Here is a 23,607-nt window from a genome sequence, read left to right on the forward strand (position 1 = left end):
ACCATGCATTGCTTGCACCAGCGCACCGACCATCTCGCTTGGTCCTTGCCCGCCCATCGTCGCGGGACCTTACGCGGCATGGATGCCGCGTAAGAGCCTACATGGACGTACTTGCGGCGTGTCCTGCGATGGTGGGCCGGCAAGGGCCCTGCAGCAAACTCGCAGCGTCGAGGGCCCCGCAGCCAAGCCGCAGAGCTCCCCGGAAATCGCTGCGTCAGGAAAATAAAGCGCCAGCGCTAAGCAGGAGCGGCGTGGCTTGAGCTGTGCACATGAAGTATCAGCTTTAACGGATGCCTGTTGGCAGCCGTTGCGAACGCGTCCGACTCAGCGCGCCGCCCACCACGCCAGGACCAGCGCGGCGGCATAGCACAGCAGGTCGAAGCCGTTGTTGGCCAGTTGCAGCAGGGTCCAGGCCAGCCCGGTGCCCATCTTCTGTGCCGAGGTCCACGGGTCCAGGCCCAGTGCGCCACCCAGCTGCGCCGAGGCGATGCCCCAGTTGGCGCCGACGATGATCAGCGCGGTCGCCACGACCGCGATGCCGATGCGCAAGGGACCGGCGCCCAGCGTGCCCAGGCGCAGCATCCAGACGATTTCCAGCGCCACCAGCACCGCCATCCAGCCGGCCTGGTTGCCCAGCGCGAGCGCGATGAGCATCCAGGCGATCAGGGCGGTGACGCATCCCAGCAGCAGGAGCGGGGGCCAGAGCCAGTGGGCGGTTCTGGCGGACGCGGTGGTAGGCGGCATTGGAGCTCCTGACAGTGCGCACATGATAAAGCGCGCGATGTACTTTGCGCGGTGATGGACGCGCCGATGGAATGCAGCGTCGTCGCCGGCTCCATCCCGCAACGGCAGCGGCCTTGCCGTGGTCGGCTAGAATGGCGGACTTGCGCGCATCCGCCGCGGCCCCATATCCAGCCCATGTACTCCCGTAGCAGCGAACCCGTCCAGTTCGAACGCGATTGCGATGCCGTCATGGTGCCGCAGGGCGATTCGGTGACCCTGCCCGCAGGCAGTTACGGCTATATCACCCAGGCGCTGGGTGGCAGCTATACGGTCTTTGTCGAAGGCAACCTGTTCCGCATTGCCGGCAAGGATGGCGATGCGATCGGCAAGGAGGCCCCGCCGGGGCTGGAATTGCCCGCCGATGCCAGCGACGAAGAGGTGGAGGCACTGGTGTGGCAGCAGTTGCGCACCTGTTTCGACCCCGAGATCCCGTTCAACATCGTCGATCTGGGCCTGGTCTACGAGGCGGTGGTCAGCCATCGCGAGGAAGACGATCAGCGCCGGGTGGACGTCAAGATGACCCTCACCGCGCCTGGTTGCGGCATGGGCGAGATCCTAGTCGACGACGTGCGCAGCAAGGTGGAGATGATCCCGACCATTGCCGAGGCCGACGTCGAGCTGGTCTTCGACCCGCCGTGGGGCCGGCATATGATGTCCGAAGCAGCCCGTCTCGAGACCGGCATGCTCTGATCGTCAGGCGCCATGTCCAAGAGGTGGCGCCGCGTCCTTTCGCCCGCCATACAGGAATCTTCCGGTGTCCGTGTCCTTCGCTTCCACCCGTTCCCCGTCGCCGCGCAGTGCCGACGAGCTGTCCGTGATCCTGGCCGCGCCCGGCTTCGGGCTGCATTTCACCGACCACATGGTCGCCATTTCCTGGACCAACGAGCTCGGTTGGCACGACGCGCAGGTACGCGCGTATGGCCCGCTGCAGCTGGATCCGGCCGCCTCGGTGCTGCATTACGGCCAGGAAATCTTCGAAGGCATCAAGGCCTACCGGCATGCCGACGGCTCGATCTGGACCTTTCGCCCGCAGGCTAATGGCGAGCGGCTGCAGCGCTCGGCGCGGCGGCTGGCGCTGCCGGAACTGCCGGTGGACCTGTTCGTCGAATCGCTGCGCCAGCTGGTGGCGGTGGATGCGAGCTGGGTGCCGTCGGCCCCGGAAACCAGCCTGTACTTCCGCCCGTTCATGATTGCCGACGAGGCGTTCCTGGGCGTGCGTGCGGCGCACAAGGCCTCGTACTACGTCATCGCAAGTCCCGCCGGTCCGTATTTCGCCAAGGGCGTGGCACCGGTGTCGATCTGGTTGTCCACCGAGTACGCACGTGCGGCCAAGGGCGGCACCGGTGCGGCCAAGTGCGGCGGTAACTATGCCGCCTCGCTGCTGCCGCAGCAGAAGGCCTATGCGCAAGGCTGCTCGCAGGTGCTGTTCCTGGACCCGGTGGAAGGCAAATACATCGAAGAACTGGGCGGCATGAACGTGTTCCTGGTCTACAAGGACGGCACGCTGGTGACGCCGGAACTGTCCGGCAGCATCCTGGAAGGCATCACCCGCGACAGCATCCTGCAACTGGCCCGCGATCGCGGCATGCAGGTGATCGAGCGCAAGGTCGCCATCGACGAGTGGAAGCAGGGCGTGGCGTCGGGCGAGATCACCGAGGTGTTCGCCTGCGGCACCGCTGCCGTGGTCACCCCGATCGGCGAGCTGAAGGGCGATGGCTTTGCGGTCGGCGATCTCTCCGCACCGGCCGGCGAGGTGACCATGTCGCTGCGCCAGGAGCTGACCGACATCCAGTACGGGCGCGTCCCGGACCGCCACGGTTGGCTGGTGCGTCTGTCCTGAGCCAGCGCATCGCGTCAAAAAAGGCCTCTGCGCGGTCGCGCAGGGGCCTTTTTTTTGGGAAGCGCAGCAGGTGTGTGCCAATTCATGTCCCGATGTGTCGTCAACTGGCTGAACGGTGCCGTACGGTGTCACAAATCTGATATTTAATTTTTCGAAAGTGCGAACTTCTTATTGTCCAGTCTGGTTGTAGTGCGGTAGGTTCGCTGAACGGATCGATAACAGGGGATCGGTCCGGAACCTCGGTGCTGACCTATGGAAGGCGGCACCGGCTACCACCGCTACGGCGGTTCTCTTTGATCTAGAAGGGAATTCGATGTCGAACGAGTCTTTCCGCAAGCGCCCCCGCGCACTGACCATCCTGAGCGCAGCTGCGCTGACCTCGTTGTTGCTGGCAACCCCGGCCTTTGCCGGCGAGGTGTATCTGGATGGCCTGGCCACCGCCCAAACCCACCAGAAATTCATCGTGACCTATAAGGACGGCAGCACCGCGCTGGCCAGTCCAACCGCGCTGAGCACCTCGCTGCGCACCGCCGCGCGCGCTGTTCCGGCCAAGGCCGGCAAGGCGTTGGGCCTGAACTCGGTGCGCCGCCTGGCGCTGGGACCGGAGCTGGTCAAGGCCGACCGTGCACTCGACCGTGCCGAAGCCGAGACCCTGATGCGCCAGCTGGCCTCCGACCCCAACGTGCAGAGCGTGGAAGTCGACCAGATCCTGCACGCCACGCTGACCCCGAACGACACCCGCCTGTCCGAGCAGTGGGCCTTCGGCACCACCAATGCCGGCCTCAATATCCGCCCGGCCTGGGACAAGGCCACCGGCGCCAATGTGGTGGTGGCGGTGATCGACACCGGCATCACCACCCATGCCGATCTCAACGCCAACATCCTGCCGGGCTACGACTTCATCAGCGATGCCGCCACGGCGCGCGATGGCAACGGGCGCGACAGCAATCCCGCCGACGAAGGCGACTGGTACGCCGCCAATGAATGCGGCTCCGGTATTCCCGCCGCCAACTCCAGCTGGCATGGCACCCATGTGGCCGGCACGGTGGCCGCAGTGACCAACAACACCACCGGCGTGGCGGGGACCGCCTACAACGCCAAGGTCGTGCCGGTGCGCGTACTCGGCAAGTGCGGCGGCTCGCTGTCGGATATCGCCGACGCCATCATCTGGGCCTCCGGCGGCAGCGTCAGCGGCGTGCCGGCCAACGCCAATCCGGCCGAAGTGATCAACATGTCGCTCGGCGGCGGCGGTACCTGCTCGACCACCATGCAGAATGCGATCAGCGGTGCGGTCTCGCGCGGCACCACGGTGGTGGTGGCGGCAGGCAACGATTCTGCCAACGTGTCCGGTTCGCTGCCGGCCAACTGCGCCAACGTGATCGCGGTGGCAGCCACCACCTCGGCCGGCGCCAAGGCCAGCTATTCCAACTTCGGCACCGGGATCGACGTGTCGGCGCCGGGCTCGGCGATCCTGTCCACGCTCAACAGCGGCACCACCACCCCGGGCAGCGCCAGCTACGCGTCCTACAACGGTACCTCGATGGCGGCGCCGCATGTGGCCGGCGTGGTCGCGCTGGTGCAGTCGGTCGCGCCGAGCGCACTTACGCCGGCCGCCGTGGAAACCCTGTTGAAGAACACCGCGCGTGCGCTGCCGGGCGCCTGCTCGGGCGGCTGCGGCGCCGGCATCGTCAATGCCGATGCGGCGGTGACTGCCGCCATCAGTGGCAGCAATGGCGGCGGCGGTGGCGGCACCGGCAACACCCTGACCAACGGCACGCCGGTCACCGGACTGGGCGCGGCCACGGGTGCGGAGCTGAACTACACCATCGCAGTGCCGGCCGGTAGCGGCACGCTGACCGTGGCGATCAGCGGCGGCAGCGGCGATGCAGACCTGTACGTGCGTGCCGGCAGTGCGCCGACCGACACCACCTACACCTGCCGTCCGTACCGCAGCGGCAATGCCGAGACCTGCAGCATCAGCGCGCCGTCTGGCACTTACTACGTGCGCCTCAAGGCGTACAGCACGTTCTCCGGCGTGACCTTGCGCGCCAGCTACTGAGGCACGTCGGCACTGCCTGGCCCCGGCCAGGCAGTGCCGATCCGCTCCGCTGCAGCGGATCCGCTTCACCCCATCAGCGACCTATTGCCACGTCTGCCGCATCGGCAGGCGCCGGCGGTGTGTTGCCGCTCGACCGGAATGGACATCGGTCAGTCGTCTCGCCGGGCGCCCGCGCCCGTGCACTGCCTGACCCGATCCGCAGCACGTGGAACCGGTTCGGCCATCTCGCCGCAATTGCGGTACCTCTCAATTAAGGAACGATCGATGTCCAATGTGTCGCAACGTCGTGCGCCCACGCGCGCGCTGGTGGTTCTAGGTGTGTCCGCGCTGACTTCGCTGCTGGCAGTGCCGGCGTTTGCTGGTCAGGTCAATCTTTCCGGGCTGGATTCGCAGCCCACCTTGGACCGCTTCATCGTCAAGTACCGGGACGGTTCCAGCGCCGCGGTGAGCCCGACCTCGCTGCGCGCATCGCTCAATTCGGTCGCCACCGCCGTGCCGGCGCGCGCTGGCCGCGCGCTGGGCCTGAATCACGTGCGTCGCACCGCGCTGGGGTCGGAAGTGCTCAAGACCGACCGTGGCCTGGACCGTGCCGAGGCCGAGACGCTGATGCGCCGGATCGCCGCCGACCCGAGCGTGGAGTACGTGGAAGTCGATCAGATCATGTACCCGACGCTGACCCCCAACGACACCCGTCTGTCCGAGCAGTGGGGTTTCGGCACCACCGCCTCGAGCATCAACGTGCGTCCGGCCTGGGATACCGCTACCGGCACCGGCGTGGTGGTGGCAGTGATCGACACCGGCATCACCAGCCACCCGGACCTCAACGCCAACGTGCTGCCGGGCTACGACTTCATCAGCGACGCGGCGCGTGCGCGCGACAACAATGGCCGCGACAACAACCCGGCCGACCAGGGCGACTGGCGCGCAGCCAACCAATGCGGCTCCGGCGTGGCAGCGGCCAACTCCAGCTGGCACGGGACCCATGTGGCCGGCACAATTGCCGCGGTCACCAACAACAGCACCGGCGTGGCGGGGACCGCGTTCAATGCGCGCATCGTGCCGGTGCGTGCGCTGGGCCTGTGCGGCGGCACCACCTCCGACATTGCCGACGCAATCGTGTGGGCATCCGGCGGCACCGTCTCCGGCGTGCCGGCCAATGCCAATCCGGCCGAAGTGATCAACATGTCGCTGGGCGGCAACGGCACCTGCTCGAGCACCTACCAGAACGCCATCAATGGCGCGGTGTCGCGCGGCACCACGGTGGTGGTGGCGGCCGGCAACAGCAATGCCAACGTGGCCAACTTCACCCCGGCCAGCTGCGCCAACGTGATCTCGGTGGCGTCGATCACCTCGGCCGGCGCGCGTTCGAGCTTCTCCAACTTCGGCAGCACCATCGACATCTCCGGCCCGGGCTCGGCGATCCTGTCCACGCTCAACAGCGGCACCACCACGCCGGGCAGCGCCAGCTACGCCTCCTACAACGGTACGTCGATGGCGGCACCGCACGTGGCCGGCGTGGTGGCGCTGGTGCAGTCGGTGGCCAGTCGTCCGCTGACCCCGGCGGCGGTGGAAACGCTGTTGAAGAACACCGCGCGTCCGCTGCCGGGCGCCTGCTCGGGCGGCTGCGGTGCCGGCATCGTCAACGCGGCCGGTGCGGTCAGCCAGACCCCGTAAGACGCCTCGCGGTGCCAGCGGCCGAGCCGTTGGCACCGCTGCGGTCTGCGTGATGCGGTGTGTCTGCAGCACGCTCGATACCCCCATTGCCCCGCCAAAGTGCGGGGCAATGGCGTTTTGGGGGCAGCGCTGGAGGGTGGGACGGCGCGGTCCTGGCCGCCGCCGGCATCTGCCTCTCGAGCGGCCACCTTAACCAACCCGGTGGTTCGCCACGCCTGGCCAGCGATACCGGCTCAGGTCCGCGCATACCCGGTCGATAGCGTGGGCAGGTGGGCAGCGACGCCAGTCGGCGCGCCTCACCACGATGCAAGGGCGGCACAGATGTGCCCTCGTTTGCACCACGACATCCCGGGGAGGGGTCGATCCATGCGTTATTTACCGTTCAAGGGGCTGCGCCATGTCGCGCTGGCCTGTGCACTGCTATGCGGCACTGCGCCTGCATTCGCTGGCGACGTCAGCCTGCAGGGGCTGGGGTCGGCATCGGCCCATCAGCGTTTCATCGTCAGCTACAAGGACAGCAGCGTCGGCAACCGTGGGCGCCTGAGTGGCTCGTTACGCGAGATCGCCCGTGCGGTGCCGGCGCGGCGCGGGCGAGCGCTCGGCCTGTCGTCGTCGCGCTGGCTTGGAGTCGGGCCGCAATTGCTGGTGGCCGATCGCGCGCTGGACCGGGTCGATGCGGAAACCCTGATGCGTCGTCTGGCGGCCGACCCGGCGGTCAAGCGCGTGGAAGTGGACATGCTGCTGCGCCCGATGCTGGTGCCCAACGACAGCCGCCTGTCCGAGCAATGGGCGCTGGGGACCACCAGCGCCGGCATCAACGTGCGCCCGGCCTGGGACAAGACCACCGGCAAGGGCGCGGTGGTGGCGGTGATCGATACCGGCGTGACCGCGCATCCGGAGCTGTCGGCCAATGTGCTGGCCGGCTATGACTTCATCAGCGATGCCTTCATCGCCCGCGACGGCAACGCGCGCGACACCGATGCCGCCGATCCGGGCGACTGGGCCGCGGCCAACGAGTGCGGCAGCGGCGCAAGCGCGTCCAGTTCCAGCTGGCATGGCACCCATGTGGCCGGCATCGTCGCGGCCGCCGCCAACAATGGCGCCGGCACTGCGGGCGTGGCGTTCAATGCAAAGGTGCTGCCGGTGCGCGTGCTGGGCCGTTGCGGCGGCTACCTGTCCGACATCGCCGATGCGATCGTGTGGGCCTCCGGCGGCACGGTGTCCGGCGTGCCGGCCAATCCGACCCCGGCCAGGGTGATCAACCTGTCGCTGGGCGGCATCGGTTCCTGTTCCACCACCTTGAGCAATGCGATCGCCAGCGCGGTGTCGCGCGGCACCAGCGTGGTGGTGGCTGCCGGCAACAGCAATATCGACGTATCCAAAAGCGTGCCGGCCAATTGCCCGAACGTGATCGCGGTGGCGGCGACCACCTCGGCCGGGGCCAAAGCCAGCTTTTCCAACTTCGGCCAGGGCGTGGATATCGCCGCGCCGGGGCAGGCGATTCTGTCCACGCTCAACAGCGGCAGCACGGCGGTGGGCACCCCAGGTTACGCGGTCTACAGCGGCACCTCGATGGCGGCGCCGCATGTGGCTGGCGTGGTGGCATTGATGCAGTCGGTGGCGCTCAATCCGCTCAGTGCGGCCAGCGTCGAAGCGATGCTCAAGAGCACGGCGCGTGCATTGCCGGTGGCGTGTCCGCAGGGGTGTGGGGCAGGGTTGGTCAACGCCGATGGTGCGGTGGCTGCGGTGATCGCCTCGACCACCCTGACCAGCAATGCAGCACGCAACGGCCTGGCCGCAGCCACCGGTGGCTCGCTGTATTACCAGGTCAACGTGCCCGCAGGCACGCGCAGCCTGCGGGTGGCGCTCAGCGGTGGTAGCGGCAATGCCGACCTGTCGCTGCGTGCCGGCGCATTGCCGAGCGATACCGCCTACAACTGCCGCACTGCGGTGGTGGGCAATGCCGACAGCTGCACGCTGAGCGCGCCCGCGCCAGGGGTGTATTACGTGCGGCTCAAGGCCACGCTGGCGTTCTCGGCGGTCATGCTGGTGGCCACGTACTGAGCGTGCCCGGAGTCCTGCGCCGGTGGGGTGCAGGACTTCGGTCTTGCTTGGGGCGTGATCTTGCATCGGCCATGTGACGCCGGCGAACCCATCACGCCGCAGCGGAGGTGCGTGATCGCTGCCGCGAACCGGAGCCACCTTTGGATTTCCAGATGCCGGCTTGCGTCAGCCGGCCACGCGGCGCGGTGTCTCGCTGCGGCTAGTCGCAAACACTGCAGGGCCGCGCCTGCAATGCGGCAACGATGCCATCGCCCGGCAATTCCAGCAGCAAGCCGCGTTGCCCGGCGTTGATCCACAGCGACGGGGCATCCAGTGCACTGGCTTCGATCACGACCGGCGCCTGGCGTTGCTGCCCCAGCGGGCTGATGCCGCCGACCTTGTAGCCGGTGCGACGCTCGGCATCGGCCACCTCCATCATGCGCGCCGACTTGCCGTTGCAGGCACTGGCCAGTTTCTTCAGCGACACCCGGCGATCGCACGGGATCACCACGCACACCGCCTGGTCGTCGACCCAGGCCATCAATGTTTTCAGCACCGTGTGCGGCGCCAGTCCCAGGGCGTTCGCCGCCTGCACGCCCTTCGCGTCGGCATCGGCCTGGTAGGCGTAGGGGTGCAACACATAGGCCACGCCGGCGGCATCCAATGCCCTGGTCGCGCGGGTGGCCTTGCTCATGGCGTCAGAGCGATTCGAAGCGGTTGGCGGCGACGTTCTTGCGCACCTTTTCCGGATTCCAGATGCGCCCGTTCATGGCGATGTACACGCCCGCCGGCAGCGACTGCACCGCGCCGACCGCGCAGCCGATGTTGAACTCGGCATCGGAGCCGCGAAAGCGCGCCGGATTGAGCGCGCCGGTCATCACGATGGTCTTGTCTGCGATCGACTGCAGCACCTTGCCGGTTTCCACCATCGAGTCGGTGCCGTGGGTGATCAGCACGTGGCGGGTCGGCTGGGCGGCAATGGTGGCGCGCACAAGTTCGCGGTCGGCGTCGGTGATGTGCAGCGAATCCTTGCGGATGATCGGAATCACCGAGAAGCGGAAGGTCACGCCCAGCTCCTTGAGGATCTGGCCGATCTGCGGGTCGCCGATCTGGTAGTCCGATTTGTCGTCGAAGTAGATCTTGTCGATCGTGCCACCGGTGGTGACGATCAGGAGGTCTTCCATTGCTGCGGGTCCTTCAAACGGGCGCGGTGCAGGCCGCGCGAGGGCCGTCATGATACGACCCCGGCGCGGGTGCTGCCCAAGCGGGTCAACGTGGAGGGCGCTTGCGGCCGAAGCGCGCCGCCATGCCGGGGCCGCCCACCAATGCCACCACCAGCAGGGCCAGCAGTACTTCCAGCCAGGCCAGCCCACGTGCCTGCGGCTGGCTCCAGGCCGCCATCACGCCGTGACTGAACCAGCCTAGCGCAAACACGCCAGCCCAGAAACGCGCACGTGCGCTGCGCAGCGCCAGCGCGGCCATCAGCGCCGGCGGCAGTGCGAACACCAGCAGCGCCGCGGTGCGGTGGCGGTCGTCGTGAAACCAGCTCACGAACAGCACCGTCAGCGCGATCAGCGCGGCAGTCAGCAGCCAGTGCGTGGCACGCACGCTCATGGGCTGGCCAGGCGCCGGGCGATATCGGCCACCCGGCGACCCAGCGCACGCGCCAGCAGCGCTTCGTCCTCGCTCGGTTGCGGGTCGCCGCCGGCGCCGGAGACATGGCTGGCGCCATAGGGCGTGCCGCCGCTGGTGGTATGGCTGAGCGCCGGCTCGGTGAACGGGATGCCGACGATCAGGCAGCCGTGGTGCAGCAGCGGCAGGTGCATCGACAGCAAGGTGGATTCCTGGCCGCCGTGCATCGAGGCGGTGGAGGTGAACACGCCTGCCGGCTTGCCGGCCAGGATGCCGCTGGCCCACTCGGCGCCCAGGCCGTCGAGGAAATGCTTCATCGGCGCGGCCATGTTGCCGAAGCGGGTCGGGCTGCCCAGCAGCAAGCCGCTGCACTCGGCCAGATCGGCCTTGTCCACATACGGCGCGCCCTCGTCCGGCACCGGCGGGGCGCTGGTCTGGGTCACCGCCGCTACCGGCGGTACCGTGCGCAGCCGCGCGCCCATGCCCGGCACTTCGCCGATGCCGCGCGCGATCTGCCGCGCCAGCCGCGCCACCGAACCGCCACGGCTGTAATACAGCACCAGAATCTCCGCCATCGCGCATCTACCGCCTGTGTGAGTTGCCGCAGTATCGGCCAAGCCACCGCCTGCCTGCACGCCGCAGTTGCGGCAAGGCCGCGATGACGGCGCATCGGGTACCCTTGCGCGATGTTGCGCGTGAACAAAATCCACCAATGGAAAGAACGGCTGCGCGACCGCGCGCGGACGGTCAGCTTCGGGCGCTTCCTGTGGCGCCGCTTTCTCGACGACCGCCTGTTCCAGGCGGCCGCCTCGCTCGCCTACACCACGGTGTTCGCACTGGTGCCGCTGGCGATCGTGGTGTTCGGGGTGCTGTCGGCGTTCCCGGCCTTCAACGAGTGGAAGGACGCGCTGACCGACTTCATCTTCAACAACTTCGTGCCCGGCGCGGCGCGCTCGGTGCAGAACTACCTCAATCGTTCGCTGGAGGATCTGGGCAAGTTCACCGTGGCCGGTATGGTCGCGCTGGTGGCCTCGCTGCTGATCACCCTGCATAGCATCGAGCAGACCTTCAACAGCATCTGGCGGGTCGCCGCCGCACGCCCGAAGGTGACGCGCTTCCTGATCTACTGGACGGTGCTGACCCTTGGCACGATGCTGGCCGCCGCCTCGATGGCGATGGCCGCCTACGTGTTCGCGCTGCCGCTGTTCCGCACCACCGAAGGCCAGTGGCTGGCCGAATTCGCCTGGCGGCTGGCGCCGATGGCGGTGGAATTCGTCTGCATCGTGCTGATCTACCGCGTGGTGCCGCAGCATGGGGTACGCCTGCGGCATGCGCTGCCGGGCGCGTTGCTGGCGGTGATCCTGATGGAAATCGTCAAATGGGGCTTCGGCTTCTATCTGGGCAATTTCCAGACCTACCAGCGCATTTACGGCGCGCTGTCGGCGCTGCCGATCCTGCTGTTGTGGATCTACCTGAGCTGGGTTTCGGTGCTGCTGGGCGCCTCGCTGGCCTCCTCGATGGCGGCATTCCGCTACCAGCCCGAAGCGATGCGGCTGCCGCCGGGTTTCGAGATCTATGGCCTGCTGCGCCTGCTCGGCCGCTTCCGCCAGGCACGCATCCACGGCAACGGCCTGGATGAAGACCGCATCCTGGCGCTGGAGCCGATGCTCACCGACACGCTGATGCAGGAGTTGCTGTGCGAACTCAAACGCATCCGCCTGCTGCGCCGCGACGAGCGCGGCCAATGGCTGCTGGCACGCGACCTGGACGTGGTGCCGCTGGCCGAACTCTACGAAAGCTGCCAGCTGCGCGTGCCGATCGAAGACCGCCCCCTGCCGTGCCGCGACGATGCCTACGGCCAGGCCGCTGCCGCTGCGCTGGAACAACTGCGCCAACCCTTGCGCAGCGTGCTGGCGCAACCGGTCGGCGACCTCTACACCCACCTTCCCGGAGACCTCCCATGACCGTGCGCCTTGTGCGCGGCGCCTGTGCGCTGCTGTTGCCGCTGTTGCTGCTGACCGCCTGCAAGCCCACCGGCGAGGGCACGCCCGCCGCCGGCGGTGCAGCGCCGGCGACCACCGCACAGACGCCGCAAAAGCCGGCCGCTCCCGCCGACCCGGCCAGCCCAACCGACACCTCGGTGGTGCAGCAGACCGCCGAGATGCCCAAGCTGTCGCTGCCGACCGTGACCGGCGAGGCCTACGACCTGGCCGCGCATCGCGGCAAGTGGGTGGTGGTCAATTTCTGGGCCACCTGGTGCGCGCCGTGCCTGAAGGAGATGCCCGAGTTGTCGGCGCTGCACACCATGCGCGACACCGTCGAAGTGGTGGGCCTGGCCTATGAAGACATCAGCAGCGCCGACATGCAGGCGTTCCTCAAGGACCACCCGGTGTCATACCCGATCGCCATCCTCGACCCGTACCAGCCGCCGCAGGACTTCGCCACGCCGCGCGGCTTGCCGATGACGTATCTGATCGGGCCGGACGGCAAGGTGGCCAAGCAGTTCCTCGGCCCGGTGACCGCACGCGACATCGAGACGGCGGTGGGCATCACCGGCAAGGCCGGCTGATGCAGGCGGCGCGCTTTATCGTCACCGGCGTGGTGCAGGGCGTGTGGTTCCGGGCCTCCACCCGCGAGCGCGCGGTTGCGCTGGGCCTGCGAGGGCATGCGCGCAACCAGCCCGACGGCAGCGTGGAAGTGGTCGCCGCCGGGCCAGACGCCGCGCTGGATGCGCTGGAAACCTGGTTATGGCAAGGCCCGCCGGCGGCCAGCGTGGCGGCGGTGACCCGCACGCCCTGCGCGCCGCCGCCGACTGAAGAATTTGTAACTGGCTGAGTCGCCGCCAGCCGGGCAGGCCAACAGACTTGCGATGCGTCGCCGATAACCTTGTCAGCGCGATCAGGCGTGCAGGGGGAATATATGGCCGCTCCATCTCAAGATCACACCGACGGGCAGGAACTGCCTACCCGCAACCGTCGCCTGGCGCAGCTGGCGCCATGGCTGTACCTGGGCGTCCTGTCGGGCAGTGGCTGGCTGCTGTTTCTGCAGCCGCAGACCCGCGTGCTGCAGCCGGGGCAGGCGGCCACCAGCTGGCTGCTGGCCTGGATCTTCGGTGGCATCGTGATCGCTGCGGTGCTGTGGAGCCTGAAGCTCGCACGTCACGGCCTGGGCGCGTCCGCTGCCAGCTATCCGCTGTCGGCGCGTCTGCCCGATTCCTGGGCCGACGCCTACGCAGCCCTGTTGCGCCCGGCCCCCGCGGTGCCGCTGTCGGCCTCCAGGCCGGATCCCGCCGGCACCCAACGCGGCGCAGCCTGGCACCGTTTCGGCGGCGGCATGCTCAACGTGGAGAATTTCGATCCCAACGACGCCACCCGCGCGCCCTGGGACACCCTCGATGCCCAGGCCTGCATCGCGCGTCTGGACGATCTCCGTCCGGCCTGGCAGAACGCCACCGCCAACCGCGCGCTGCAACAGGAGCGTCGCTATTGGCTGGACGTGGTGCTGTCGCTGCTCGACCACGGCGTGATGCGCCCGCTGCAGGACGGCTACCTGCCCGACACCGCCACGCTGCGCACCGAACGTTTCCTGCTCGGCGCCGATGCCGGCCCGATCGTCCTGGCCGAAGTGCCGGCGCTGTTCGCACGCCGCCTGGCGCTGGCGATCGAGACCATGCCGGCCCCGCAGCGCGAGGCCGCCGGCGTCCAGTGGCGTCTGCTGCAGCAATTGCACGGCCTGGTTGCCGAGAGCCGCATGCTGGACGAGCGCTCGCAGGTCATCCAGGTGCTGGCGTGGAACCCGGATGTGGACCTGGACCAGGTCGAAGTGGCCTACATCCTGGCCGCCGAGTACCGCCAGGGCATGCGCGACTGGTTGCGCCGCGCCGCGCTGGTGCGTCTGCCCGACAGTGCGCTACGCCTGGACGAAGTGCTGCTGTCGTCCTGCAGCCCGCTCGGTGCGCAGGCCGACGACGTCGACTACATCGAAGCGATGCGCCCGCTGCACCGCGGTTTCATGCAGCTGTTCAGTCAGCGCCTGAGCCAGTTGGTGCTGCAGGCCGAGCAGGCCGAACGCCAGGCCGGCCTGTATCCCTTGCCGCGCGCCACCGCGGCCAGCGACGAGATCTCTCAGGACTGGCCGGCGTAATCGTCGATCGGTTCCAGCACGCCGTAACGTTCCTTGTGCGGCTTGCCGTCCAGTGGCGGCAGCTGCAGCGTGTCATCGGGCACCGCGGTGTCCGGGAGCCGATCCAGCAGATTGCGGATCAGGCTCAACCGGCCGCGCTTCTGGTCGTTGAAATCCACCAGCGTCCACGGCGCGTCCGGCGTATGCGTCACCTCGAGCATGCGCTCACGCGCGGCGGTGTAGTCCTCGTACTTGCTGCGTGACTGCAGGTCCACCGGCGACAGCTTCCAGCCCTTGAGCGGATCTTCCTGGCGTTCGGCAAAGCGCTGTTCCTGCTCGGCCTGATCCACGCACAGCCAATACTTGAACAGTAGGATGCCGTCGTCGACCAACAGTTGTTCGAAGCGCGGCGCCTGCTCCAGGAACGCGTCGTATTGCGCGTCGGTGCAATAGCCCATCACCCGTTCCACGCCGGCGCGGTTGTACCAGCTGCGATCCATCAGCACCAACTCGCCGGCCGCTGGCAGGTGCGCCACATAGCGCTGGAAATACCATTGCGTGCTTTCGCGATCGTTGGGTGTCGGCAACGCCACCACCCGGCACTGGCGCGGGTTCAGATGGCTGGCGATGGCCTGGATCACACCGCCTTTGCCGGCGGTGTCGCGGCCTTCCACCAGTACCAGCGCGCGCTGGTTGGTATGCCGCAGCCAGCGCGCCATGTTGACCAGTTCCAGCTGCAGCGGTGCCAGCAACTTCTTGTAGGCCTTGCGTTTCAGGTGCGACATGCGCGTTCCAACAGCGATGGAGCGCGCAGGCTATTCGCCCAGACGTGGACGCAGTGTCGCCAGATTGCAGGGCTTGGTCCGCGCATCCAGCTGCGCACGCACGATCTTTTCCCAGGCCGTGCGGCAGGCCGAGGTGGAGCCGGGCAGGCAGAACACGAAACTGTGATTGGCCAGCCCCGCAAACGCGCGCGACTGCAGTGAGGAGGTGCCGATTTCGTCGACACTGACCGCGCGGAACAACTCGCCGAAACCGGGCATGGTCTTGTCCAGCAACGGGGTAATTGCCTCCGGCGTGCTGTCACGGCCGGTAAAGCCGGTGCCGCCAGTGATCAGGATGCCGTCGACCTGCGCATCGGCGATCCACGCAGAGACGATCGCGCGCATGCGGTAGCGATCGTCCGGACACAGGGCGCGCTCGTGCAGCACGTGACCGTCGTGAGTGAGGGCATCGACCAGATAGTCGCCGGAGCGATCATCGGCCAGCGTGCGGCTGTCGGACACCGTCAGCACGCACAGGTGCAAGGGAATGAAGTCGGGATTGGAAGGCATGCCCCAAGCCTAGCGAGCCGGAACGACCGGGTACAGCACCACGGCGTGAAGCCGCACAACATTGATTGCCAGCGGGGTTCGCTGACACTGGCAATTAGCAACTGACAGTTCGTGGCAAATCGACCAGTCGCTCTCCCTGCGGGCGAGAAGGCGCATCTTGCGCGCCACTGGTGTGCGTTCCGCCGAGCGCCCACGCGGCAAGATTGGACGCCGGTCTCCCGCCGGGAGGAGGGGGTGGGGTGAGGGTACGGCGAAGCAAGATGCCTGTCGGTACTCGCTTCAGCGAGGGCGGCAGCGCGGCCGGGGATCGGCTCCTCGGCTCGGCAGACATCCTGTCTGACTCGCCGCCGCGGCACATCCCTGTGCCGCTCTCCGCCAATCCCCGGCCACGCTGCCGCTCTGCACGTTGTTTCCATGACATGAAAAGGTCTCGAAGAAACTCAATGACGCTTTCAAGCACCTCTCCCGCAGGGGCGAGGAGGGACAGCTGGGCGCGCGTGCCTTGGAGCGCCCGCGCCGCAAGCGCGGGCCGGGGCACGGACGCGCGGGTTTGGGTGGGGTGCGGCGGAAGACAGCCATCTAGCTTGAAAAGGCAAGCAGCCCGCTAGTCACCCAACCAACCATGTTGGCGCGCGAGTGCTTGCATCAGGTCCGCGAACCCGTCGGCAAACCCATCCATATCGAACACGCCCGACTCGCGCCGACGCTCCGCCACCTGCGCACGCAGCGCACTCAATGCCGCTGGGTCAGTCGCCAACGCCACCGCCTTCGCAACGAACGCGGCGTCATCGGCCACATTCATCTCATCCAGGCCCAGATGATGATTCAGGCTGCCGGCCACGCGCGCGGCAAATGTCTCGCCGGGCGTGGTCAACACCGGGCAACCCGCCCATAAGGCATCCGATGCGGTGGTATGCGCGTTGTACGGATGCGTATCCAGGAACAGGTCCGCATGCCGGTAGCGCGCCAGATACTGCGCGTGCGGCAGCTTCGGCATGAACACCAGGCGCTGCGCAGCCACGCCTTGCGTCTGCGCCACCGCACGCAGGCGTGCGTCGGCCTCGCCCGGTCCGGACAACAGCCACAGCACGCTGCCCGGCACCGCACGCAACACCGCCAGCATGCGCGCCATGCTGCGGGGATTGAGCTTGTAGCTGTTGTTGAAGCAGCACAGCACTACGCCATGCTCGGGCAAACCGCACTGCGCCCGCGACGGCGGCTCGGCTACCACGCGCGAGGTGTCCGACGGCTGAAACGCACCGTTCAGGCGCAACACGCGCTCGCCATAGAACGGCTGCAGCGCCGGCGGCAGCGCAAACGCATCGCCCAGCACATAGTCCATCCACGGCGCGCCCGATGTGCCCGGATACGCCAGCCAGTTGAGCTGCAGCGGCGCCGGCCGCAGTGCGAACACTTCCGGGCGCCCGCCACCGCCCCAGCCGCGCAGGTCGAACAGCAGATCGATGCCCTGGTCGCGGATGTGCTGCGCGGTGGCCAGGTGCCCGAGCGCGGTGACATCGTGCAGCGTGGTGGCTTGCGCCAGGCGCGCGCGGATCTCGCTGCGGTCGTCATGGCTGGTGGCGAACAGATGCGGTTGTAGCGCCGGCTGCCGGCGCTTCAGCGCTTCGAACAGCGCGACCGTCAGCAAGCCGGTGGGATGCGCACCAAACCCGTTGGAAACGAAGCCGAGCCGCAACCCGCCCTGGCTGCGCATGGCAGTCGGCGGTAACGGGCGCAGCATCGCAGCGACTGCCTGGGCGCGCGTCCGTGCACACGCCAGCTGTTCGGCAGCGCTGGCGTCCTCGCTCAGGAAGGCGAACGGTTCCACCGCGGCAGCGCCCTGGGCCACGGCACTGCGCACCTGCGCAGCAAGCGCATCCAGTTCGCGCCAATCGCACAGGCGGCGTCGCCAGTTGAGCAGTTGCGCAGCGATATATGGCTCGTCGGGCAGCAACTGGTGCGCACGCGTATACGCGGCCGCGGCCGCTTCGGCCTGGCCTGCATCTTCCAATGCGTGCCCCAGCCACAGCGCGATGCCCGGATGTTGCGGCACCAGGTCCGATGCCTGCTGCAACAACGCTGCCGCCTCGGCATGTCGTTGCTGTGTCCAGCGCACCCGGCCAAGCCGCGCCAACGCTTCCGGATGGCCCGGCTGCAGTGCAAGCGCGCGTTGTACCGCGGCCTCGCCTGCAACGATTGCGCCCATGCCGAGCTCGGCATCGGCCAGCATCAGCCAGGCGATGAAGTCGCCCGGCTGGCGTCGCACCGCCTCGCGCAGCTGCAGCAGCTCGCGCGGGACCTGCGCACTCACGGGCTGTCGCTCAACCGTGCCAGTTCGTCGGCCTGATGCTCGTGCAGCAGTCGTGCGATCAGTGCATCCAGATCGCCTTCGATGATGTTGGGCAGGTCGTACAGCGTCAGGCCTTCCACGCGGTGGTCGGTGATGCGGCCCTGCGGGAAGCTGTAAGTGCGGATGCGCTGGCTGCGGTCGCCGCTGCCGACCTGCAACTTGCGCGTCTGCGCTTCGGCGGCGGCCGCCTTGCTGCGTTCGGCTTCCACCAATTGCGCCTTCAGCCGCTTCATCGCCTTGTCGCGGTTGGCGTGCTGGCTGCGTTCGGTCTGGCATTCCACCACCACGCCACTGGGCACATGGGTGATGCGGATCGCCGACTCGGTCTTGTTGACGTGCTGGCCGCCGGCACCGGACGAGCGGAAGGTGTCCACCTTCAGGTCGGCCGGGTTGATCACGATCTCTTCCACATCGTCGGCTTCGGGAATGATCGCCACCGTCGCCGCCGAGGTGTGGATGCGGCCCTGCGACTCGGTCGCCGGCACGCGCTGCACGCGGTGGGTGCCGGACTCGAACTTCAGCCGCGAATACGCGCCGCGTCCGACCACCCGTGCCACCACTTCCTTGTAGCCGCCGTGCTCGCCGGGGCTGTCGGATTCGATTTCCACCTTCCAGCCCTGGCGCTCGGCATAGCGCGCGTACATGCGGAACAGGTCGCCGGCAAAGATCGCCGCCTCGTCGCCGCCGGTACCGGCGCGCACTTCCAGGAACAGGTTGCCGTCATCGCGCGGGTCGCGCGGCACCAGCAGCAAGGCCAGTTGCGCATCCAGTTCTTCTAGGCGCGCCTGTGCGGCGGCGATCTCCTCTTCGGCCAGCTCGCGCATCTCCGGATCGTTGCGCATCGCTTCGGCCGCGCTCAGGTCGGCCTTGGCGCGCGCTTCGTCTTCCAGGGCCACGGCCACCGGCTCCAGCTGCGACAGTTCGCGCGACAGCGCGCGGAACCTGTCGTTGTTGTTGACCACATCGGGGTCGGAGAGCAGGTGCTGCAGTTCTTCGCGGCGCTCGGCCAGCGCTTCGAGCTTACGGCGCAGGGTCGGCGTCATCGGTCCTCACGATCGGGGTGGCTACAGGGGGATGTCGATAACCCGGCTTTTCCGGGAACAGCCGGTCGGCCGCGTTGGTCAAGTCCAGGTCGTTGTTGAGCGCGGCATCGCGCAGCGCGGCGGTGGGCGGATGCAGCAGCCGGTTGGTCAGCGCGTGCGCCAGCTGCTCCAGTACTTCGTCGGCCGGCTTGCCGTTATGCAATTGCTGGCGTGCCTTGGCCAGTAGTTCGTCGCGGGTGCTGTCGCCGAACGCGCGCAAGCGCTTGAGCGGCGCCTGGCGCGCGTTGGCCTGCAAGGTCTCGACATACCGTGCCACCTGCAGGTCGATGATGGCTTCGGCCTGGTCGGCGGCTTCACGGCGGCCGCGGCGGTTGTCTTCCACCGCGCGTTCCAGGTCGTCAACGGTGTACAGGTAGGCGTCGCCGAGTTCGGCCACCGAGGCTTCGATGTCGCGCGGCACCGCCAGGTCGAACAGCAGCATCGGCTTGCGCTTGCGCGCGCGCAGTGCCTGTTCCACCTGCACCCGCGTCACGATCGGCTCGCGCGCGGCAGTGGCCGAGAACACCACGTCGGCTTCGGCCAGATGGCGGTCCAGATCGGTCAGCGGCAGCGCGTAACCGCCGTGCTGGCTGGCCAGCGTCTGCGCATGCGCAAGCGTGCGGTTGGCGATCAACAAGCGGCGCACGCGGCCTTCGCTCAGATGCTTGGCCGCCAGCTCGATGGTTTCGCCCGCGCCGATCAGCAGCACGGTGGATTCATTGAGCCGCGCGAAGGATTCCTGCGCCAGTCGTACCGCAGTGGAGGCCACCGACACCGGGTTGGCACCGACGCGGGTATCGGTGCGCGCCCGCTTGGCGACCGAGAAGGTCTGCTGAAACAGGCGGTCCAGCCCGCTACCCAGCGCGCCATGTGCACGGGCCACTGCCCAGGCATCCTTGACCTGGCCCAGGATCTGCGGCTCGCCCAGCACCATCGAGTCCAGCCCGGTGGCGACGCGGAACAGGTGGCGCACCGCCGCTTCCTCCTGATGCTGATAGAGGTAACCACTCAAGCCCGGCGCATGGGTTTCCAGCCAGCTCACCAGGCTGTGCGGGTCGTCGGACATCGCATACAGCTCGGTGCGGTTGCAGGTGGACAGCAGCGCGGCCTCGCGTACCTGCGGCAACGCGCGCAGGGATTCGAGCGCGCGCGGCAACGCGTCACCTGCGAACGCCGCGCGTTCGCGCAGGTCCACAGGTGCGGTCTGGTGATTCAGTCCGAGCACCCACAACGTCATTGTTCAGTTGCTTGCGATAAGCTGGCGGCCATTCAGGGCCCCATTTTACGGCCCGGTTGCCCCCGATGCCTGTACCGATTCGCATCCTGTGTGTTCTTTTGCTGGTCGCAGTCTCCGCCAGCGCCACTGCAGCACCCAAGAAAGCACCGCCCGCGCCGCCGCCCGGTCGCGCTGGCACCACCTCGCTGGAGCCGGTGCTCGCCGGCGAATTCGCCTTGCAGGCCGGGCAGTTGGACGATGCCGCCCGCGCCTACCTGGACGCCGCCAAGGCCGAGGCCGGCGATGCCGGGCTGGCCGAACGCGCCGCCCGCATCGCGATGCTGGCCAACGACGACCCGCGTGCGATCGAGGCCCTGGCGCTGTGGCGCTCACGCGCACCCTCGTCGATGTCCATGCGCAGTACCGAAGCCTCGCTGGCCTTGCGCCGCAACGACCTGCGTACCGCCCGCCGTGATCTGCTCGGCCTGCTCAAGGAGCCAGACCCGCGCGGCTGGCGCTTCGCCCTGATCGCCCTGGCCAATGGCGGGCGCGAGCCGGAAGCCTCCGCCGACGTGCTCGAGGACCTGGTCAAGGCCGGCGCCATCCCCAATCAGATCGAAGCCTGGCAGGAATTCGGCCGGCTCGCCCTGCGCATGGAGCGCCCGGCGCTGGCCAAGCGCATCGTCGACGAAGTGGTGCGCCGCTTCCCCGAAGAGCCGCGCGTGGCCTTGTTGCACGCCACCCAGCTGCAGCAGGAAGGCAAGAACGACGAAGCGCTGGCACTGCTGAAGAATGTCGAGCCGCAGGCGGTCAAGGATTCCGAGCTGCGTGGCGCGCTGGCATTTGCCTACGACGCCATGGGGCAGACCGAAGCCGCCGCACGGGTGTTGTCGACCGGGCCGCAGGACACCCAGACCTACGGGCTGCGTGCCTCCATGCTGGCCAAGGAAAAGGATCGCACTGCGCTCGAGGCGCTGTACGGCGAGCTCAAGAGCAATGCCGCCAAGCCCGACCCCGACCGCCGCCTGCTGCTCGGCAAGATCGCCGAATTCCTCAAGCGCTACGACGAGGCGGTGGAATGGTATCGCGGCGTGCCCGGCGGCCCGCAGCTGAGCGAAGCGCGCCTGCGCGCCGCCAGCGCCCTGTACGAACTGGGCCGCAAGCCCGAGGCGCTCGCCGAAGCGCGCGCATTGCAGAGCGATGCCAGCGCCGACGACGACGCGCGTCGCGACGCCTACGTGCTCGAAGCCGAGCTGCACCAGCGCGCCGACGACGCAGCGGGCGAACTGGATGCCTTCGAGCGCGGCCTGGCCGCCTACCCGGACGACGGCGCGCTGCTGTACGCCCGCGGCCTGGCCTGGGAGCGCCGTGACGACGTCGCGCGTGCCGAGGCAGATCTGCGCAAGATCCTGGTGGCCGAACCGGAAAACGTGGCGGCGCTGAACGCGCTGGGCTACACCCTGGCCGACCGCACCACCCGCTACAAGGAAGCGCTGGCGCTGATCGACCGCGCCCGCACCGCCGACCCGGACAACCCGGCCATCGTCGACAGCTACGGCTGGGTGCTGTATCGCATGGGCCGCACCAAGGAAGCCCTGGTGCAACTGCGCCGTGCCTGGGCGCTGGTCAAGGACCCGGAAATCGCCGCGCACGTGGGCGAGGTGCTGTGGGTCAGCGGCAAGCAGGACGAAGCGCGGCGCTACTTCGATGAGGCGCGGCGTCTGGATCCGGACAACCGCGCGCTGCAACGCGCCGTGGAAAAATTCGGACTATGAGCGGGACGATCCGAACACTGGCCCTGAGCGGGCTGGTGCTGGTCGGGCTGTCGGCCTGCGTTAGCGTGCCGCGCGGGCAGGGCGGTGGCGCCGCAGTGGTCGCGCAGGTTTCCGAGGGTGCGCGTCAGGCCGAAGCCGCACGCCAGGCCTGGCTGCAGGCGCATCCGGTCTGGTCGTTCCAGGGCCGGGTGGCGATCAGCAAGGGCAGCAATGGTGGTAGTGGCCGCATCGACTGGCAGCAGGACGGTGCGCAGTATCGCGTGCAGCTCAGTGCGCCGGTAACCCGGCAGAGCTGGGTGCTCACCGGCGACACCGCCAGCGGCGCCGGACGCCTGGAAGGGCTGGACGGTGGCCCGCGCAGCGGTCCGGATGCCGAGCAGGTGCTGCTGGAAGCGACCGGGTGGACCATCCCGGTCAACCAGATGCCGGACTGGGTGCGCGCGCTGCGCATCGCCGACGCGGGTGCCGAACGCGCCGATCTGGATGCGGCCGGGCGGCCGCGTACCGTGCAGCAGGATGGCTGGACGATCGACTTTCTCGCCTGGGCGCCGGCCGGCGCCGGGCAACCCGAGCTGCCGCAGCGCATCGAAGCCCGCGACGGCGAGGCCAAGGTGCGCCTGTTGGTCGATCAATGGACGGTATCGCCCTGATGTCCGCGGTGGAGACGGGCTGGTCGGCGTGGCCTGCGCCGGCCAAGCTCAACCTGTTCCTGCAGATTGTCGGGCGCCGCGCCGATGGCTACCACCTGCTGCAGACCGTGTTCCGGCTGCTGGACTGGGGGGACACCATTCATCTTCGTGTGCGCAACGACGGGCTGATCCGGCGCATCGGCGACAGCCTGCCCGGCGTGGCGGAAGCCGATGACCTGGTCATCCGGGCCGCGCGCCTGCTGCAATCCAGCGCGGGCACGCAGGCCGGCGCCGACATCCGGGTTGACAAGCGCATCCCCGCCGGCGGCGGCTTCGGCGGCGGCTCGTCGGATGCCGCCACCGTGCTGGTTGCGCTGAATGCCTTGTGGGGCCTGGGCTTGCCGGTCCAGACGCTGGCCGAGTTGGGGCTGCGGTTGGGCGCCGACGTACCGGTGTTCGTGCGCGGTCACAATGCCTGGGCCGAGGGTGTCGGCGAGCGACTGACCCCGATCGGTCTCCCGGCGGCGTCCTACGTGCTGGTCGATCCGGGAATTCACGTGCCCACCCCGGTCTTATTTCAATCACGGGAATTGACGCGGGATGCTGCGCCCGTGAAAATAGCGGACTTCGCTTCGGGTTCCCTGCTCGACAATGCGTTCGAGCCGGTCCTGCGGCGCCGTGAACCCGCCATCGAGGCAGTGTTCCAGGCGCTGTCCAGGATCGGGACGCCGCGTTTGACCGGGTCGGGGAGCGGGTGTTTCGTCGAATTCGCCACGCGCGCTGCTGCAGAGCAGGCCATGGCGCAGTTGCCGGACAACCTGAGGGCGTGGGTCGTGGAAGGTGCAGCGCACTCGCCACTGCTCAACGCGCTGGACGCGAGACAGGTTTGATGCAGGGGCGTCGCCAAGAGGCCCAAGGCACCAGGTTTTGATCCTGGCATTCGTAGGTTCGAATCCTACCGCCCCTGCCAGTTGTTGATGCAGGTCCCTCTGCAACAGTCGTACATGCAGGTCCCCTGCAACAGCCGTATATGCAGGTCCCTCTGCAACAGCCCGCACATCCATGTGC

22 protein-coding genes and 1 tRNA gene are annotated in these 23,607 nt (G+C 68.1%); 13 read left to right on the forward strand and 10 right to left on the reverse strand.

Features of this window, described 5'->3' with window-relative positions; translation table 11 throughout:
- Positions 1 to 324: 324 nt before the first annotated feature.
- On the reverse strand, positions 325 to 744 hold the full coding sequence (locus tag ABQ039_RS04470; RefSeq protein ID WP_024940819.1) for a hypothetical protein: 420 nt from the start codon (positions 742 to 744) through the stop codon (positions 325 to 327).
- Positions 745 to 918: 174 nt separating this feature from the next.
- Here ABQ039_RS04470 and sufT point away from each other — a divergent pair, with 174 nt between their 5' ends.
- The 5 genes from sufT (at position 919) to ABQ039_RS04495 (ending at position 8,420) form a co-directional block, all read left to right on the forward strand.
- Positions 919 to 1,473, forward strand: a complete 555-nt coding sequence (gene sufT, locus ABQ039_RS04475; RefSeq protein WP_016900709.1) for a putative Fe-S cluster assembly protein SufT — start codon at positions 919 to 921, stop codon at positions 1,471 to 1,473.
- 64 nt (positions 1,474 to 1,537) lie between these two features.
- A complete protein-coding gene (locus ABQ039_RS04480; protein WP_039523741.1) occupies positions 1,538 to 2,623 on the forward strand; it encodes a branched-chain amino acid aminotransferase in 1,086 nt (361 codons plus the stop codon).
- 313 nt (positions 2,624 to 2,936) lie between these two features.
- Complete coding sequence (locus ABQ039_RS04485; RefSeq protein ID WP_024938591.1) at positions 2,937 to 4,682, forward strand: S8 family peptidase; 1,746 nt, start codon at positions 2,937 to 2,939, stop codon at positions 4,680 to 4,682.
- 264 nt (positions 4,683 to 4,946) lie between these two features.
- A complete protein-coding gene (locus tag ABQ039_RS04490; protein WP_024938590.1) occupies positions 4,947 to 6,356 on the forward strand; it encodes a S8 family peptidase in 1,410 nt (469 codons plus the stop codon).
- A gap of 366 nt (positions 6,357 to 6,722) precedes the next feature.
- On the forward strand, positions 6,723 to 8,420 hold the full coding sequence (locus tag ABQ039_RS04495; protein ID WP_349778211.1) for a S8 family peptidase: 1,698 nt from the start codon (positions 6,723 to 6,725) through the stop codon (positions 8,418 to 8,420).
- A 199-nt stretch (positions 8,421 to 8,619) separates the two neighbouring features.
- Here the strand turns inward: ABQ039_RS04495 and ybaK are convergent, their stop codons facing one another.
- The 4 genes from ybaK to wrbA form a co-directional block, all read right to left on the reverse strand.
- A complete protein-coding gene (ybaK, locus tag ABQ039_RS04500; RefSeq protein WP_046345796.1) occupies positions 8,620 to 9,093 on the reverse strand; it encodes a Cys-tRNA(Pro) deacylase in 474 nt (157 codons plus the stop codon).
- A 4-nt stretch (positions 9,094 to 9,097) separates the two neighbouring features.
- Positions 9,098 to 9,583 (reverse strand): asparaginase domain-containing protein, encoded by a 486-nt coding sequence (locus ABQ039_RS04505; RefSeq protein WP_016900703.1) that lies wholly within the window; start codon positions 9,581 to 9,583, stop codon positions 9,098 to 9,100.
- A gap of 85 nt (positions 9,584 to 9,668) precedes the next feature.
- A complete protein-coding gene (locus ABQ039_RS04510) occupies positions 9,669 to 10,013 on the reverse strand; it encodes a DUF2069 domain-containing protein (RefSeq protein ID WP_047128204.1) in 345 nt (114 codons plus the stop codon).
- Positions 10,010 to 10,666 (reverse strand): NAD(P)H:quinone oxidoreductase, encoded by a 657-nt coding sequence (gene wrbA / locus ABQ039_RS04515; RefSeq protein ID WP_172454310.1) that lies wholly within the window; start codon positions 10,664 to 10,666, stop codon positions 10,010 to 10,012. Before wrbA ends, ABQ039_RS04510 begins: the two co-directional genes overlap by 4 nt.
- 51 nt (positions 10,667 to 10,717) lie before the next feature.
- On the opposite strand from wrbA, the gene ABQ039_RS04520 reads away from it, so the two are divergent.
- From ABQ039_RS04520 to ABQ039_RS04535, 4 genes are all read left to right on the forward strand, one after another.
- Entirely contained in the window at positions 10,718 to 11,995 is a 1,278-nt protein-coding gene (locus ABQ039_RS04520; protein ID WP_024938585.1) for a YihY family inner membrane protein, read from the forward strand.
- On the forward strand, positions 11,992 to 12,600 hold the full coding sequence (locus ABQ039_RS04525; protein WP_024938584.1) for a TlpA disulfide reductase family protein: 609 nt from the start codon (positions 11,992 to 11,994) through the stop codon (positions 12,598 to 12,600). Before ABQ039_RS04520 ends, ABQ039_RS04525 begins: the two co-directional genes overlap by 4 nt.
- The gene (locus ABQ039_RS04530) at positions 12,600 to 12,866 is read left to right on the forward strand and encodes an acylphosphatase (RefSeq protein ID WP_054591328.1); all 267 of its coding nucleotides are present in this window, start codon (positions 12,600 to 12,602) and stop codon (positions 12,864 to 12,866) included. The genes ABQ039_RS04525 and ABQ039_RS04530 overlap by 1 nt, the downstream gene beginning before the upstream one ends.
- A gap of 84 nt (positions 12,867 to 12,950) precedes the next feature.
- Complete coding sequence (locus tag ABQ039_RS04535; RefSeq protein WP_126966979.1) at positions 12,951 to 14,174, forward strand: hypothetical protein; 1,224 nt, start codon at positions 12,951 to 12,953, stop codon at positions 14,172 to 14,174.
- Here the strand turns inward: ABQ039_RS04535 and ppk2 are convergent.
- The 5 genes from ppk2 to hemA form a co-directional block, all read right to left on the reverse strand.
- Positions 14,156 to 14,938 (reverse strand): polyphosphate kinase 2, encoded by a 783-nt coding sequence (ppk2, locus tag ABQ039_RS04540; RefSeq protein WP_024938581.1) that lies wholly within the window; start codon positions 14,936 to 14,938, stop codon positions 14,156 to 14,158. The genes ABQ039_RS04535 and ppk2 overlap by 19 nt on opposite strands.
- A 30-nt stretch (positions 14,939 to 14,968) precedes the next feature.
- Entirely contained in the window at positions 14,969 to 15,487 is a 519-nt protein-coding gene (moaB, locus tag ABQ039_RS04545) for a molybdenum cofactor biosynthesis protein B (RefSeq protein WP_024938580.1), read from the reverse strand.
- Positions 15,488 to 16,091: 604 nt separating this feature from the next.
- Positions 16,092 to 17,798 carry a tetratricopeptide repeat protein gene (locus ABQ039_RS04550; protein WP_349778212.1) on the reverse strand — a complete coding sequence of 569 codons (1,707 nt, stop codon included), beginning with the start codon at positions 17,796 to 17,798 and terminating at the stop codon, positions 16,092 to 16,094.
- A complete protein-coding gene (gene prfA / locus ABQ039_RS04555) occupies positions 17,795 to 18,880 on the reverse strand; it encodes a peptide chain release factor 1 (RefSeq protein WP_046345802.1) in 1,086 nt (361 codons plus the stop codon). The genes ABQ039_RS04550 and prfA overlap by 4 nt, the downstream gene beginning before the upstream one ends.
- Entirely contained in the window at positions 18,858 to 20,156 is a 1,299-nt protein-coding gene (hemA, locus tag ABQ039_RS04560) for a glutamyl-tRNA reductase (protein WP_054591840.1), read from the reverse strand. The genes prfA and hemA overlap by 23 nt, the downstream gene beginning before the upstream one ends.
- Before the next feature lie 65 nt (positions 20,157 to 20,221).
- On the opposite strand from hemA, the gene ABQ039_RS04565 reads away from it, so the two are divergent.
- The 4 genes from ABQ039_RS04565 to ABQ039_RS04580 all read left to right on the forward strand — a co-directional run bounded on the left by ABQ039_RS04565 (position 20,222) and on the right by ABQ039_RS04580 (position 23,509).
- Positions 20,222 to 21,910, forward strand: coding sequence for a tetratricopeptide repeat protein (locus ABQ039_RS04565; RefSeq protein WP_349778213.1), 1,689 nt, complete (start codon positions 20,222 to 20,224; stop codon positions 21,908 to 21,910).
- The gene (gene lolB, locus ABQ039_RS04570) at positions 21,907 to 22,560 is read left to right on the forward strand and encodes a lipoprotein insertase outer membrane protein LolB (protein ID WP_349778214.1); all 654 of its coding nucleotides are present in this window, start codon (positions 21,907 to 21,909) and stop codon (positions 22,558 to 22,560) included. Before ABQ039_RS04565 ends, lolB begins: the two co-directional genes overlap by 4 nt.
- Positions 22,542 to 23,429, forward strand: coding sequence for a 4-(cytidine 5'-diphospho)-2-C-methyl-D-erythritol kinase (ispE, locus tag ABQ039_RS04575; protein ID WP_154831527.1), 888 nt, complete (start codon positions 22,542 to 22,544; stop codon positions 23,427 to 23,429). Before lolB ends, ispE begins: the two co-directional genes overlap by 19 nt.
- Before the next feature lie 3 nt (positions 23,430 to 23,432).
- Positions 23,433 to 23,509 (forward strand) — tRNA-Gln (locus tag ABQ039_RS04580).
- The last annotated feature ends 98 nt before the right edge of the window (positions 23,510 to 23,607 follow it).

Origin of the sequence: Xanthomonas sp. WHRI 6108 (assembly GCF_040202385.2) — a bacterium.
Taxonomy (GTDB): Bacteria; Pseudomonadota; Gammaproteobacteria; order Xanthomonadales; family Xanthomonadaceae; genus Xanthomonas; species Xanthomonas arboricola.